Origin of the sequence: Vibrio hepatarius (assembly GCF_043642085.1) — a bacterium.
Taxonomy (GTDB): Bacteria; Pseudomonadota; Gammaproteobacteria; order Enterobacterales; family Vibrionaceae; genus Vibrio; species Vibrio hepatarius_C.
Genome location: NZ_JBHZSA010000002.1, coordinates 86,092 through 100,283, shown reverse-complemented (window position 1 = coordinate 100,283; position 14,192 = coordinate 86,092). Strand labels below are relative to the sequence as shown.

11 protein-coding genes are annotated in these 14,192 nt (G+C 43.8%); all 11 read left to right on the top strand.

All coding sequences use genetic code 11. The features are described 5' to 3' along the window. The first annotated feature begins 9 nt into the window (after positions 1 to 9). The 11 genes from ACHUFZ_RS03605 to ACHUFZ_RS03555 all read left to right on the top strand — a co-directional run bounded on the left by ACHUFZ_RS03605 (position 10) and on the right by ACHUFZ_RS03555 (position 14,182). Positions 10 to 1,287 (top strand): cytosine deaminase, encoded by a 1,278-nt coding sequence (locus tag ACHUFZ_RS03605; protein WP_394125923.1) that lies wholly within the window; start codon positions 10 to 12, stop codon positions 1,285 to 1,287. Positions 1,288 to 2,173: 886 nt separating this feature from the next. Next, positions 2,174 to 2,623 (top strand): dCMP deaminase family protein, encoded by a 450-nt coding sequence (locus tag ACHUFZ_RS03600; RefSeq protein ID WP_004411362.1) that lies wholly within the window; start codon positions 2,174 to 2,176, stop codon positions 2,621 to 2,623. Positions 2,624 to 2,848: 225 nt separating this feature from the next. Then, positions 2,849 to 4,264 (top strand): undecaprenyl-phosphate glucose phosphotransferase, encoded by a 1,416-nt coding sequence (locus tag ACHUFZ_RS03595; RefSeq protein ID WP_394125922.1) that lies wholly within the window; start codon positions 2,849 to 2,851, stop codon positions 4,262 to 4,264. Continuing rightward, on the top strand, positions 4,248 to 5,549 hold the full coding sequence (locus ACHUFZ_RS03590) for an outer membrane beta-barrel protein (RefSeq protein WP_394125921.1): 1,302 nt from the start codon (positions 4,248 to 4,250) through the stop codon (positions 5,547 to 5,549). Before ACHUFZ_RS03595 ends, ACHUFZ_RS03590 begins: the two co-directional genes overlap by 17 nt. 2 nt (positions 5,550 to 5,551) lie before the next feature. After that, positions 5,552 to 6,121 carry a polysaccharide biosynthesis/export family protein gene (locus ACHUFZ_RS03585; protein WP_394125920.1) on the top strand — a complete coding sequence of 190 codons (570 nt, stop codon included), beginning with the start codon at positions 5,552 to 5,554 and terminating at the stop codon, positions 6,119 to 6,121. A 12-nt stretch (positions 6,122 to 6,133) separates the two neighbouring features. Continuing rightward, positions 6,134 to 8,296: a GumC family protein gene (locus ACHUFZ_RS03580; RefSeq protein ID WP_394125919.1), complete on the top strand. Its 2,163-nt coding sequence runs from the start codon at positions 6,134 to 6,136 to the stop codon at positions 8,294 to 8,296. Continuing rightward, the gene (locus ACHUFZ_RS03575) at positions 8,293 to 9,504 is read left to right on the top strand and encodes a lipopolysaccharide biosynthesis protein (protein ID WP_394125918.1); all 1,212 of its coding nucleotides are present in this window, start codon (positions 8,293 to 8,295) and stop codon (positions 9,502 to 9,504) included. Before ACHUFZ_RS03580 ends, ACHUFZ_RS03575 begins: the two co-directional genes overlap by 4 nt. After that, a complete protein-coding gene (locus ACHUFZ_RS03570) occupies positions 9,501 to 10,880 on the top strand; it encodes a capsular biosynthesis protein (protein ID WP_394125917.1) in 1,380 nt (459 codons plus the stop codon). The genes ACHUFZ_RS03575 and ACHUFZ_RS03570 overlap by 4 nt, the downstream gene beginning before the upstream one ends. Next, positions 10,877 to 11,863, top strand: a complete 987-nt coding sequence (locus tag ACHUFZ_RS03565; protein WP_394125916.1) for a glycosyltransferase family 2 protein — start codon at positions 10,877 to 10,879, stop codon at positions 11,861 to 11,863. The genes ACHUFZ_RS03570 and ACHUFZ_RS03565 overlap by 4 nt, the downstream gene beginning before the upstream one ends. Before the next feature lie 10 nt (positions 11,864 to 11,873). Continuing rightward, positions 11,874 to 13,076, top strand: a complete 1,203-nt coding sequence (locus ACHUFZ_RS03560; RefSeq protein ID WP_394125915.1) for a glycosyltransferase family 4 protein — start codon at positions 11,874 to 11,876, stop codon at positions 13,074 to 13,076. A 5-nt stretch (positions 13,077 to 13,081) separates the two neighbouring features. Next, positions 13,082 to 14,182 (top strand): glycosyltransferase family 4 protein, encoded by a 1,101-nt coding sequence (locus ACHUFZ_RS03555; RefSeq protein WP_394125914.1) that lies wholly within the window; start codon positions 13,082 to 13,084, stop codon positions 14,180 to 14,182. Positions 14,183 to 14,192 lie beyond the last annotated feature (10 nt).

Genomic DNA, 14,192 nt, shown 5'->3' with positions numbered 1-14,192 from the left:
GGAAGCATCATGACAACGCTATTGGTCAAAAACGCGACACTTCGCAATCAAGAAGGATTAAAACAAATCTTGATTGAAGACGGTCAATTCAAGCAAATTCTTGAAAACGATGCGGATATTGCTTTTTCAGGCAATATTCTTGATGCAGAGGGCGGCCTTGCGGTCGCACCTTTCTGCGAACCTCATATCCACCTAGATACCACTCAAACAGCCGGTGAACCGAATTGGAACATCTCAGGAACATTGTTTGAGGGCATCGAGCGTTGGGCTGAGCGTAAAGAGATGCTTTCTATCGAGGACGTAAAAACTCGTGCTAAGCAGACTTTAAAGTGGCAAATCGCTAACGGTATTCAACACGTTCGTACTCACGTTGATGTGTCAGATCCAACTCTGATCGCGCTTAAAGCAATGATCGAAGTACGTGAAGAGATGAAAGAGTGGGTAGACATTCAAATCGTTGCATTCCCTCAAGAAGGCATCCTTTCTTACCCGAACGGTAAAGAATTACTAGAAGAGGCCGTCAAGCTAGGCGCAGATGTTATCGGTGCAATTCCTCACTTTGAGTTCACTCGTGAATATGGCGTGGAATCTCTGCACTATGTATTCGAACTGGCGCGTAAGTACGATCGCTTGATTGATGTTCACTGTGATGAAATCGATGATGAACAATCGCGCTTTGTTGAAACTCTAGCTGCATTGGCGCACAAATATGAAATGGGCCATAAAGTAACGGCTAGCCACACGACAGCGATGGGCTCTTACAATGGCGCTTATGCTTCGCGTCTATTCCGTCTACTTCGTATGTCAGGCATCAACTTTGTGGCTAACCCACTAGTTAACATCCATCTGCAAGGCCGTTTTGACGACTACCCGAAACGTCGTGGTATGACGCGTGTTAAAGAGATGCTTAATTCAGGCATTAACGTTTGTTTTGGTCACGATGATGTGTTCGATCCTTGGTACCCGCTAGGTACAGCGAATATGCTGCAAGTACTACACATGGGCTTGCATGTAAGCCAAGTAATGGGTTATGACCAAATCAACAATGGCCTAGATCTGATTAGCGAGAACTCGGCTCGTACCCTGAATATTCAAGATCAGCATGGTATTGAAGAAGGTAAGCCAGGTAGCCTGCTGATTCTTCCTGCTGAAAATGGCTTCGATGCACTACGCCGTCAAGTTCCAGTTCGTTACTCAGTTCGCAACGGTAAAGTGATTGCTGAAACACAACCAGCAACCACGCAGATTCACCTTGCTGAACAAGAAGAAGTGACGTTTAAGCGCTAAACACGCAATGTTAATCAAAAATGGGAGGCTCTAGCCTCCCATTTTTTATTCCTAATAACTTGGTGAGTTATCTCAGGGCAAAAGAAAACCCCACTAAGCTTTCGCCTAGTGGGGTATAGTCTTACTCGCAGCAATCCGGCTACTAATAGGTGCTCCCTGCATCTATTCCTTGATAGTACGCTGAATCCTTCAGCACTTTCCTTATCATCGCCATCCTAGCGGTGTCCTTGGCAATCCAGCCCGTTAGCAATCCTCGCTAACTCTCATCACTTAATCCTTAAGCGGTGTCCCTGACTCTATCATCCTGATAGAAATTGCCTTAGTCCGTTAAGTGTCCATTGTCTTTCCTTGTGTAACCATCCTAGTTACTAGCGTCCAGCCAATGTCCTTCGCTTTCCATGCCGACCATTCATCCTGAATAATCGAATCTTCGTCCTGAAGATGACCTATCCTTGGGTCTTTCCTGTTCCGTGTCTGCTCCCTGCTGACAACTTAAGATTATGCGATTGGTGAGTTTTCACAATGGCAAATATCGTTAATTTGCCTACCACAAACAGATTAAAAATCAAACAATCCAAATTTAATCAGTAACTTAAGATAACTAAAACGTCATATCCCAACCAATATAACTACGTTTACTCACGAGCTTGTGAGAGATCTCGCACAAGACTTATGGCTGAACACCCCATAGCTCCCATTTGGTAGTAAACAAGGCCTGTGACACACATCACCCATTATCGAGTAATCAAGTTAAACCGCATCTTTATACGCTTTTACTAGACTTCATCGAGCTAAATTAGGATATTATAAGGAGATCTCTATCACACTACTTATTTGGCTTAGCTTCTGTCTCGAGCTCGGCCTCATTTCCTAGAGGAAAGCTTGAATGATTTCAAAATGGGCACAACGCTTTTACCAAATGGCAGAATTAGTTGGGTCTTGGAGTAAAGACCCTTCCACTCAGGTTGGCGCTGTCATTACTAAACAAAACCGCATCGTTTCTGTTGGTTTTAATGGCTACCCTCACGGTATTTCGGACAGTGCTATGACCGATGATCGTGAAATGAAGTATTTAAAGACATTGCACGCTGAAGAAAATGCCATTCTATTCGCTAAACGTGATCTTGATGGATGTGAGATTTGGGTTACACACTTCCCTTGCCCAAATTGTGCTGCAAAAATCATTCAAACAGGTATCTCAGCAGTACACTGCCCAGAGCAAACACCGGATTTCTTGTCCCGCTGGGGTGACAAAATCAAAGTCAGCCAAGAAATGTTTTTGCAAGCAGGGGTTAAAGTTAACTGGCTACCACTAGAAGACCTATCTGACTCATAAATCCCTATCAGTTATTCGGCATTATATGTGGTATCAAGCTCTTTCTTCGAGTAAAAAATGACAGTGCCAAATTTTCCACGCCTCCTGTCAGAATTGCCCTACATCCTGTAAGGCATCTGACAACACCTTAACAAAACCAACAATTGCACCATGCATAATGTAAGGAAATGATAAATTATGTAAGGTGATTAATGACTATTCAGCATCAAAGATGGAGATTGGTAAATGAATGGTAAGCGAGTTGTAAAATTTGCTGAAGATGGCTATGCGCCACTGTTAAAAGTATTGGATTTTTTGATCATCAATTTTTCCATACAATCTGTGATTGACGCTAATTATGGAAATGAAACAGCCATAGATTTCGCGGTTGCGTTTATTATCGCCACCTGTTTTCTCCTATTTTCAGAATATTGCAATGTTTATTCTATCAACGTCAGAAAGCGTATTGGCGCCTCTGTCGCGAGAATCTTAGTCGCTGCTTTCTTTACCTTCATTACTGTCGAAGTCATTAAGTATTTTTATGGTTCCAATGAAGGTGCAAACATCAACCATCTAAGCAAAGGTTGGTACTACTATCTATTTGCTCTATCTATTGCATCGGTTATTGCTGTCCGCATTTTAATACTCACCGTTTCTCGCGCAGTTTACCGTCGATACAAAAAAGTTAAAACTGTGGCAATCTTTGGTTACACACCGACTGCTATTGCGCTAGAGCATCAGATCCTTGCCTTGCATTCGAGCCGATACTTGGAATTAGAGTTGTATGCTGAAAAAAGTGAAGATGAGTTTGGCTATATCACTAAATCTAGCTACAAAGGCAAATTTGAGCAGCTATTAGAAAAAGCCAAACGCAACGAAATTGATGAAGTTTACATAACACTACCAATGGTCGAAAAAGATAAGATTACTAAATACTTAGCTAAATTATCTGACACCACTGTAGATACATTTGTCGTACCAGATTTACATAGCTACAATCTATCATCTTCACGTTTTGAGTCTATTGGCCACATGCAGGCACTATCGGTATTTGGAACGCCATTTGATGGCTTTGGCGCGCTAGTGAAACGCATTGAGGATATTATTATTGGTGGAATCATTACACTTCTGATCTCCCCTATCCTGCTTGTCATTGCCATTGGTGTAAAACTGAGTTCACCTGGCCCTGTGCTATTCAAACAAGATCGTTACGGCCTAGGTGGTAAGAAAATCAAAGTATGGAAGTTTCGCTCGATGAGCGTGATGGAAAATGACGATGAAGTAAAACAAGCCACCAAGTCGGACCCACGTGTCACCAAATTTGGTGCTTTTATTCGTCGTACATCACTGGATGAACTGCCGCAGTTTTTTAACGTTCTACAGGGCTCGATGTCAATCGTTGGCCCAAGGCCACATGCTGTCGCTCATAATGAAGAGTATCGTGTTATCGTTGATAACTACATGATTCGACACAAAATTAAACCGGGTATCACAGGTTGGGCACAAATCAACGGTTACCGTGGTGAAACTGACACCATTTACAAAATGGAAAAGCGTGTCGAATACGATATCGCCTACTTGCAACACTGGTCATTAACTTGGGATATAAAAATTATCTTTATGACGGTCTTTAAAGGCTTTGTAAGTGAAACAGCATACTAAGCTGCTTATTGGTGGTTTAGGGGTGACGTTTGCTAGCTATTCTCAGGCGAACTTGACCCCTAAACCTCATATAGGTATCGCAGGAATCGACTTTCAGTCTCAGCTCGGTATGAAATATGGCCGAGACTCCAACGTCACTTATCAGACTCAATCGAATGACTCAGTCGAGTCTGATTACGTTATGGTCGAACCCTATTTGCAGGCCGTGGGTGAACGTGGTGAAGACCAATACTTGTTAGTCTACTCAGGTAAATACTTACAGTATCAAGACCAAACTAGTACGGTAGACGACTATAGTGACCACTATTTTTTATTCTTGCCTAAATGGCGTTTTGGTGACAAGCACGAACTCAACTGGTTTATCGAGCAGACGTGGGGGCATGAAGATAGAGGTACAGGTCTCACAGAAGGGTTTACTAACGAGCAATTTCGCCAGTACGGTATTAATCAACCTTTAAGCAGTGAGTTATTAAATAGCGAACTCCGTTACATCTACGGCCGATCGGAAGGGCGAGGTCACTTTAACCTTGCACTACAGGTTAAGGATCTCTCCTTTACAGATACCGATACAGTAGAGCAAACCAGTGCCGACTTTTATGCCTATATTGAAGATCAACAATGGCAAGAGAAAACTGTCACCATAGAACTCTTCGATCAGTACTCTAAAGACACTCGTTTTCGCTACAGCTCGATCAATAACTATCGGCACTATGCGTCTTCACCTATTCGTGATTCTGACGAGCATTACTTGGTGTTTGGTATTAAATCTAAGCGCTCAGGTAAAACCAGCGTAGAAGGTGATATTGCTTGGCTACACAAAGACTTTAAGAATAACCCACAAGCACAAACTTTTGACGGCTTTAACTGGCAGGCAGCGCTGAATTGGAAACCTGTGAAGCATTCCGAATTTCAGCTATACGGCTCACGTAGGGTAGAAGACCCAACCGAAGTTGGTGGGTATATTTTGAAAACCAAATATGGGCTTTCATGGAATCACAAATGGTTTGTTGACCGTTTGAATACCAAATTCGATGTTGGTCAAGAATTTGAAGACTATAAGTCACAAGATAGTGACCGAGAAGATAGCTCAAACGTAGCTTCATTCGCGTTGGGCTACGATTTTCGGCCGTCTGTACGCTTGGAGTTTAATTACCAATATACTAGTAAGACTTCAAACCACGAAACAACCACATTTTATATTGGCGAAAATACCAATATTCCTGAAATACGACAACTTGGCTACAACAAAAGCCAATTTGATTTGATGCTTAAGGTGCAAATTTAATCATGAAAAAATTTATCTTACACCTCGTTGGGGCATTGTTGATTTTAATCAGCCATACCGCCTTGGCTGATTCTTCAAAATCGGAAGACGATCCGAACGGCAGAACGTCGCAGCAACGCGAATACTTACTTGGCCCTGGTGACAGAGTGAATATAGAAGTTTATGGCGATCAAGACTTAACGATGAAGTTCACCATCGACAAACGCGGTGGCGTGAACTTTCCTTATATCGGCTATGTTCAGTTAACTGGCCGCACGACGGAAGAAATTGAACTCGATATGGAAGCACGTCTAAAGGCTGACTACATGCTAGATCCAATGGTTACCGTGCAAATGAATAGCTTTCGTAAGTTCTTCATTACTGGTGAGGTTGAAGATCCTGACGGTTATGAATATGAGCCTCAGCTTACCGTAGAGAAAGCGATCGCACTCGCTGGCGGATTTACAGACCGAGCAGATCGCGATGATATAAACATTCGTCCTTCGGGCTCTACCGAGCTACTGAAAAATGTCAATTTGACTGATGCCGTATACCCCGGCGATGTCGTCATTGTTGAACAAAGTTTTTTCTAAAAGAGAGCAGTAATGATAGAACGTGGCAAATCGCTAGAAAGCCAAGTTAACTTTGACCCTTTGATCAAAGCGATGAAGAAGCACGCTTTAAAGCTGGTAATGGTTACTGCCATTATTACCGGCTTAAGTATTCCATTGATTCAAACAATGACTCCTAAGTATGTTTCAACCGCAACCGTACTTATTAAGGCTCAGTCAGATAACGCATCACCGCTCGATCAGGTAGACGGTTATGACTCGACTCGTGGGCCTTATTACGAAACCCAACTCAACCTCATGCAGTCACGTGTGGTGTTAAAAAGCGCCGTGCTGAGTATGAAGCTTGAACAAGACGAATCCTTTAATGATGCAGTTCTAGGCAACGAAGGTATGTGGGATCTCCCTGAAGATACTCGCATCATGAACGCAATAAAAAACCTATCTAAGAACCTAAAATTTACTGCGGTACGCCAGACTCAACTAGTCTATGTATCTTACGAATCTCCTAATGCTGATCGCGCCTCAGAAATCGCTAACGGTGTAGCTAAAGCTTTTATCGATTACACGGTAGAACAGAAAGTAGCGAAAACGCTTAAAGCTCAAAATTGGAACCATCAACAAATGGCGACACTAAAGTCGCAAGTTGAAGATAAAAAACGTGAACTACAACGCTTCCTTGATAAGGAAGGCCTTATTATGTTCCGCGGTATCGATGGGATTGAAACAGAGCAGCTAGGTATTCTCACCAACAAATACGCTGATGCAAAAGAACGCCGTCTGGCAGCCCAAGCAACCTATGAACTGGTGGCAAAATACATGCAGGGAGGAGATATTGAAGATCTTTCTTCCATTCCCGAAATTTCTTCTCACCCTCAGCTTCAAGATTTGCGTATTGCCTTAATTCAAGCCACAAGAAAGCTGGCCGATTTGAAGCGCGTCTACGGACCAAAACACAATAAGATTCTAGAAGCTAACGCTCAACTCGAAGCAATTCATAAGCAAACCAACAGACTTTTAGAAGAGTTAAAAATAGGTTTGCATAAGAAATATCAAGCAGAACTGATCAAAGAAAATCATTACAAGAAGATGCTTGATAAAGAAAAAGTCAGTTATTCTAAGTTGATCGATAAACGAGATCAGTACGATAGCTTGATGACCGAACTCAACAAAACTGAAGAGCTCTACAAACAGCTATACCAACGCAGCGCAGAGCACGCCGTTAACGCACAATATCGTGAACCCGATGCGTTAATCTACGATCCGGCGACTGTCAGTGATAAACCTGCAAAACCAAATAAACGCTTGATGATCGTCATGATCGCGATAATGACCTTCATTATCGGGGTACTGTTGATTATCGTCCAAGCAGCGCTAAAGCGAACCATTACCCATTTAGAACAATTACAGACTCGCTTAGGTTTGACACCTCTTATCGACTTACCAAACTTCGCAGGTAAAAAAGAACAGATTACAACGCTGGAGCTTTGTCGTCGCATTACACAAAACCCGAACTCAAACGAAATCGCCCATGGCCTGTCTACCGCATTGTCGTTAAAGGCGCCTGAAAACAAGTCGGTTGGTGTATTAGCTGCTTTTCCTCATGAAGGAGCATCAGCGATTAGCTACATATTAGCGTCTGCTCTAAATAGTAATCACCGAACGTTATTGCTCGACCTAGACTATCGCAGCAAGAACAGCATGACTCGTAATGTGATGGATGCCCTACCGAAAGATCATCAGCAAGAGGACAACAGCGCTGGATTTAGTGAATTTGTAAGCCAGAGTCGCACACTTAGTGAGGTTACCGTAAACATTACTAACAACCTGACCTTTATGCCGTTGGGTGGGCTTACTGAGTCCCCGCTGAGTTTCTTTGCCAATAGCCACAGTTTAGAAGCGTATCAACGCTTGTGCACTGAATTCGACAAAGTGGTGGTTAACTTACCGGAGCTTAGCGAAAACAAAGATACGCAAATGTTAGTTTCAGCTTTGGATGCGATCATAGTGACGGTTAAAGCTGATAACTATACGTCTCCTGAAATCGTGCCACAGCTAAACAAAATCACTGCTCTGGTTAATGGCGACGTTTATGGCGTGCTTAACATGACCAAAGAAGACATGTTAACCAGTGAAGAAGCCAAACGCTTTGCAGCACATAACAGCACCGAGCTATTCGAAAGTGAGGAGCTGCTATGAGTTTGCTCAAAAAGATCTCAACCATAGCTAGCTCTTCGATGCTGTCTCAAGTGATTGGGGCAATTTCGATATGGTTGATATCCACCAGCTATGGCATGGCCGATGTTGGCTACTATGCGATGACGTACAGCATCGCTCTTATAGGTGCCCAGGTGTGTACCTTTGCCTCCCAGTTACTTATCCCGAAACAGGCTGACGAGGCATTAGGCCAGAACATTGTCTTTTGCTTACTGTTTAGCTTGTTTCTCTCAGTGTTCGTCGCCTTAGCGACAGGCTTTTTCTTCGAACGCAGTTATGAGCAGCTTTTCTTACTGATACTTGGCCACTCTTGGATCTTAATTTCAGAGAACTTGTTACTACGTGACTCGAAAATGAAGGTGTTAGCGCTACAACGCACAACCATATCCGGACTGGTACTTGCGCTGATCTACACCATGCATGATATGGATACCTTCTACTGGGCATGGGGAGGTGCACTACTCGCTTATGTTTCAATGTTCATCGCCTACTCTATTCCAGCTAAAGCATTAAAATGGAGCCAGCTATCACTGTCATCAAATATTCGTTTTTTCAAAAGCAACAGTCAGCACATTACTAAAGTGGGCAGCGCAGAGATTCTCGCCATGCTCAACGGCAACCTGCCTGTTATCCTGATCAATATTTGGTTTACCCCGGTTGTCGCTGGTTACTTTGCCGTTGTCAGCCGCTTTTGCTTATCTCCTGTCATCATTGTTGGCAACGCGGTTCGTAACTCCATCTTCTCAAACTGGTCGATCGATTTTCGCAACAATCGTTTTAACTATGCGGAGTTCGTAAAGGTACGCAAATTACTGATGTCACTTGGCATCATCGCGACAGCGGGCGTATTCATCTTCTATCCAATTGTCATGAATCTTGGGTTTAACGACGAGTGGATTGCATCAATACCCACGTCACGTTACCTACTGCCCTACTTGTTTACAGCGTTAGCGATTTGTCCGCTTACCGTGATTGAATTGGTCTACGGCTCACCGAAGTATTTTTTGCGAATTCAAATTGAACAGTTAGCGGTTGTACTTATCGCCTTCGCTCTAATGCCGTATATCTCTCCGGATTACGCTTACTCGGTTATCGCGTTTGCTCTTTTATCTGCGCTTCGATATGCGTTTATCTTCATCAGGGTCAACTCACGTGCTAACGAAGTGAGTCAAAGGTTGGAAGCGGTATGAGAATCAACAACGGCTTATACTTACAAGCTTATGTTGTTCTCACCCTAGCGATTTGTGGCTTAGTACAATATTTATTAGGGGTAGGAGCAATCTTATGGCTTCCATTCCTAGCTGCCATGGCGATGGTCATGCTGCTGTTTTTGCAAAACAACTATGAATCACCTGAGTATGATGTCCACCAAGTGTGCATTGCGGTGCTTTATATCGGCATGTGCGCTTTGGTACTCGCCTCCACTTTTCTGCAAAGTGGAGCAAAGGTCGTCATTGTCGGCTTCAAAAATGAGCTCGCACTCTCTCTGGTGTTCTTTTGCTTACTGCTTGGGTTTATTCGAGAGTCCCAGCTCTATAGAACGGTCAAGGTCTTATACTGGGTCTTCTACGCACAGCTACCTGTGATTCTTTACCAAATCCTGATAGTGGTACCAAAACGCGTCGCCGCTCATGGTGAATTTGAAAAATGGGATTCGGTTGTCGGCACCTTTGGTGGTAACCCTATGGGCGGGGGTAACAGTGCCGCTCTCGGGCTGTTTTGTTTACTGATCATGCTGTTAAAGCTCTCTGAGTTTCGCCACGGCGTGATTGGTAAGCTTAATGCTGGGCTACATATTTGTGCCGCCTTCATTTTGTGTGTCCTTGGTGAAATCAAGTTCGTTATTCTCATTTCACCCATCCTAATGATCTTTGTTTGGCTTTCTCCTAGTTATATTCATGGCGTAAGGCAAAACGATATTAAGAAAGTACTGCTGATACTGGGTTCGATGTCGCTTCTTATTTTCCTCGCGATTCTTGTACTGGCCGCTTCATATGCCTCAGCTTTTGATTCGGATCCAAACCAAAGCGCATTTAAGGTTTTCTTTGACTCGCTCGACTATATTTTTGATGCGCATTACATCCTACCGACCGGCGAGCTAGGGCGAATGACGACCATTTTCTTCTGGCTAGAAAACAGTGATCTGTATGGCTGGCCAAGTGTATTGTTTGGCTACGGACTCAATGCAACCAACCATGGCAGCTCCGTTGCCCCTGGTTTCCTCAACATAGTGTTCAATGTATTAATTGATTCCACCTCCCTAAGTATGATGCTGTGGGAGATGGGTATTATCGGCTCAGTGCTGTTCTTAGCGGTCATCTTGTACGTTTTGAAAATCGCCATGCCGAAAGAACGTTTATCACTCGAACAATTATCGCCGCAGGATGTTCAACTACTTTCTTGGCAACCCGCGTTTATCGCGTTTTCTGTCGCAGGGCTACTCAGTCTTCCATACAGTCAGATTTTGATGTTAGTACCCATGTTGCAGTTCCAGTTTTATCTATCTTTAGGCGCAAGCTTAGTTCTTCGAAAATCTGTGTTAAATATGGAAGAGGCAAAAGTATGAATACCCTACCCAGCATCACCGTCATCATTAAGACATTTAATGAGCAAGCGGGTATTGCCGCCACAATTCAAAGCATTAAGCAGCAACTATCTGGCTATGAACACAGTGTGATTGTCGCTGACAGTTTATCAACGGATAACACTCAGCAGATTGCCTTAGACAATGGCGCAAAAGTGGTTTCATTGATTGAAGAGCAAGACCGCTGCTGCGGCGTTGGGCACCAGCTAGGTTACTTACATAGTGAAGGTGATTACCTGCTACTGATGGACGGCGATATGACCTTAGGCGACGGTTTTATCGATAAAGCAGTAGCATTCCTCGAGTCCAACCCTACCTATGCTGGAGTTGCAGGTACTGTCGAAATGGATGAGGCGTCGAGCTACGAATTTAAATCTCGTAAACAGCGCCTACACAAAATCTACCCACTTGGTGACTGTAGCCATCTTGGCGGCGGTGGTATGTATCGAAAAAGTGCTATCGATGAAATCGGCTATTTAACCCACCGCACACTTCATGCCTATGAAGAGGCAGAATTGGGCATGCGCCTCAAACACGCGGGCTACAAGCTACATCGTCTGGATACACCGTTCTTTTTACATACTTCTTACGATATGCCAACCTTGCAATTACTTAAATATCGCTGGAAAAGCCGATACTTATTCGCTCCAGGGGAGTTATTGAAGAGTGCATTTGGTAAAGCTCACTTCAAAGATGCCTTGTCGACGGTGAGGAACGAACTGATCTTTGCTTGCTACTTACTCGGCGTTATCTCTATGGGTCTTTTTGCACCTACGATTGTTTTTCTACTAAGCCTTGCTCCATTGGGCGCATTTTTTACCCTTAAAGCAATCAAGAACCGTTCTGTGAAAGATGCCTGTTTAAGTGTCATTAACCTGTCTGTTTTTGCCGCTGGCTTAGTTCGTGGACTTTTCTCGCCGACCAAGAACCCAACAGTACCTCCAAAAAATCGTCTAATTGAGTGAGATTCATCAAATGAAAGTACTTGTCGTCAATAAATTCTTCTTTCTCAAAGGCGGTGCTGAGACTGTCTTTTTCCAAGAGCGAGAGATGCTACAAGACATGGGTGTCAGCGTCATCGATTTCTCTATGGCTCATGAGAAAAACTTCGCGTCCCAATACGAAGCGTTCTTTGTCGACAATATTGACTATCACTCAAAACCCAGCGCACTTGATGCACTGAAAACCGCCTTTCGCTTTATTCATAATAGTGAAGCGTGTAAAAAGCTCGCGGCACTTATCTCACAAGAAAAACCAGATATTGTTCATTTCCACAACATCTATCACCAGTTAACGCCTTCTATCATCAAGGTGGCGAAAGCGGCTGGGTGCAAGACTGTATTAACCGCGCACGATACAAAAATCGCCTGCCCTAGCTACACCATGTACCGTGATGGTCATACGTGTGAAGAGTGCTTGCAGGGTAGCGTTTTCAATGCATTTAAAAACCGCTGTTATGACGGCTCGCTGTTCAAAAGTGGGTTACTGACAGCGGAAGCAATTTATCAGTCTCTGGCTAAGAACTATCAAGCGCTCGATGTGATTGTTTCTCCGAGCCAGTTTTTAGCCAATATCATCAAACAGAAACTGCCTAGCAACAGAATTGACGTCATTGTTAATGGCATCGATGAAAACGTCGATATGGCCAACACTAGCGATGAAGGGTACTTCTTATACCTGGGACGACTGAGCAAAGAAAAAGGTGTCGAAACCATGGCAAAGGCCTACCAGCTTTGTTCGCAATCAATGCCGCTCAAAGTCGCAGGAGTCGGCCCATTGACTGAAGAGCTCAGTGAAAACTACCCGAATGTCGAACTGCTCGGATTCCAAAGCGGTGAAGCCCTGCACAAATTAATTCGTGAGGCGAGCGCCATTATTGTGCCTTCTGAGTGCTATGAAAACTGCTCAATGTCGGTGCTAGAGGCGATGGCTTATGGCAAACCGATCATTGGCGCCAATATTGGCGGTATTCCTGAGCAGGTTAGAGACAATGTTGAAGGGCGATTATTTGAAGCAGGCAACCCACAGTCATTAGCCCAAGTGATGGATGAGATGGCCCAATCGAGCTCGGAAAGACAAGCGCTAGGTAAATTTGCTCGTAAGCGCTTAGTCGCTACTTACTCTTTGACGTCACACCACCAAAAACTGATTTCACTTTATAAAGAATTGCTGGGGTAATTAACATGAAAGTAACCGTTATAGGCACACGAGGTATCCCAGACGTTTTAGGTGGCGTAGAGACCCATTGTCAGCACTTGTATCCATTGATTGTTGAACAGGGTGTTGATGTTTGTGTCACTGCTCGCTCGCCATATGTTGATTACAAGAAGTCTGAGTACAAAGGTGTGGCTACACGCTCTATTTGGGCACCGAAAAAGAAGTCGCTTGAAGCGATTATCCACTCGACCCTCGCTTCTTTTTCGACTCTGTTTGATGGCTCTGACATCGTCCATGTTCACGCAATTGGCCCCGGCTTAGTCGCTCCTCTGCTGCGACTGTTAGGAAAGAAAGTGGTCTTTACTCATCATGGGCCAGACTATGAGCGAGAAAAATGGGGCAAACTCGCTAAAACAATCCTCAAGCTTGGCGAGCGATTCGCTGTTCGTTGGGCTAATGAAGTAATTGTCATCTCTGAGGTGATCAACGATTTGATTAAGGAAAAGTACCAGCGTTACGATGCCAACCTTATCTACAACGGTGTACTTCCGGCCAATAAATATGATGACTCCACTATCAGCCATACCTTAGCTACACACGGTTTAACTGCAGGTAATTATATCGTTGGTGTCGGCCGCTTTGTCGAGGAAAAAGGCTTCCATGATCTTATTGAGGCATACAAAGTGAGTGACGTTGAAATGCCGCTAGTATTGGTTGGCGATACCGATCATGAAACCCCGTACAGCGCTAAGCTAAAACAGCTTGCTAAAGAGACACCAAACGTCATTTTGACTGGTTTCGTTAAAGGGGATGAACTGCAGATTTTATTCTCTCAAGCCCGTTTATTTGTCATGCCTTCCTACCATGAAGGATTGCCCATTGCGCTACTTGAGGCCCTTTCCTACAGCTTGCCTGTGGTCGTTAGTGACATTGCTCCAAACAAAGAGGTGCAACTCAATGACGACTGTTATTTCCCGGTCAAGAATGTTGCCGCTCTTACTAAAGTTATCAATAAGCGTAGTAGACTGAGTTTGCAAGATTACAGCGAATATCTAGCGAAGTATGATTGGCATAAAATTGCGTCGCAAACCGTCGACACCTATAATCGAATCCTTCGTACCAAATAACAGAAGTCCT

Excerpts from the sequence above, each read along its gene's own strand:
- ACHUFZ_RS03605 (WP_394125923.1), top strand. The coding sequence starts at position 10 with ATGACAACGCTATTGGTCAAAAACGCGACACTTCGCAATCAAGAAGGA.
- ACHUFZ_RS03600 (WP_004411362.1), top strand. The coding sequence starts at position 2,174 with ATGATTTCAAAATGGGCACAACGCTTTTACCAAATGGCAGAATTAGTT.
- ACHUFZ_RS03595 (WP_394125922.1), top strand. The coding sequence starts at position 2,849 with ATGAATGGTAAGCGAGTTGTAAAATTTGCTGAAGATGGCTATGCGCCA.
- ACHUFZ_RS03585 (WP_394125920.1), top strand. The coding sequence starts at position 5,552 with ATGAAAAAATTTATCTTACACCTCGTTGGGGCATTGTTGATTTTAATC.
- ACHUFZ_RS03580 (WP_394125919.1), top strand. The coding sequence starts at position 6,134 with ATGATAGAACGTGGCAAATCGCTAGAAAGCCAAGTTAACTTTGACCCT.
- ACHUFZ_RS03575 (WP_394125918.1), top strand. The coding sequence starts at position 8,293 with ATGAGTTTGCTCAAAAAGATCTCAACCATAGCTAGCTCTTCGATGCTG.
- ACHUFZ_RS03570 (WP_394125917.1), top strand. The coding sequence starts at position 9,501 with ATGAGAATCAACAACGGCTTATACTTACAAGCTTATGTTGTTCTCACC.
- ACHUFZ_RS03565 (WP_394125916.1), top strand. The coding sequence starts at position 10,877 with ATGAATACCCTACCCAGCATCACCGTCATCATTAAGACATTTAATGAG.
- ACHUFZ_RS03560 (WP_394125915.1), top strand. The coding sequence starts at position 11,874 with ATGAAAGTACTTGTCGTCAATAAATTCTTCTTTCTCAAAGGCGGTGCT.
- ACHUFZ_RS03555 (WP_394125914.1), top strand. The coding sequence starts at position 13,082 with ATGAAAGTAACCGTTATAGGCACACGAGGTATCCCAGACGTTTTAGGT.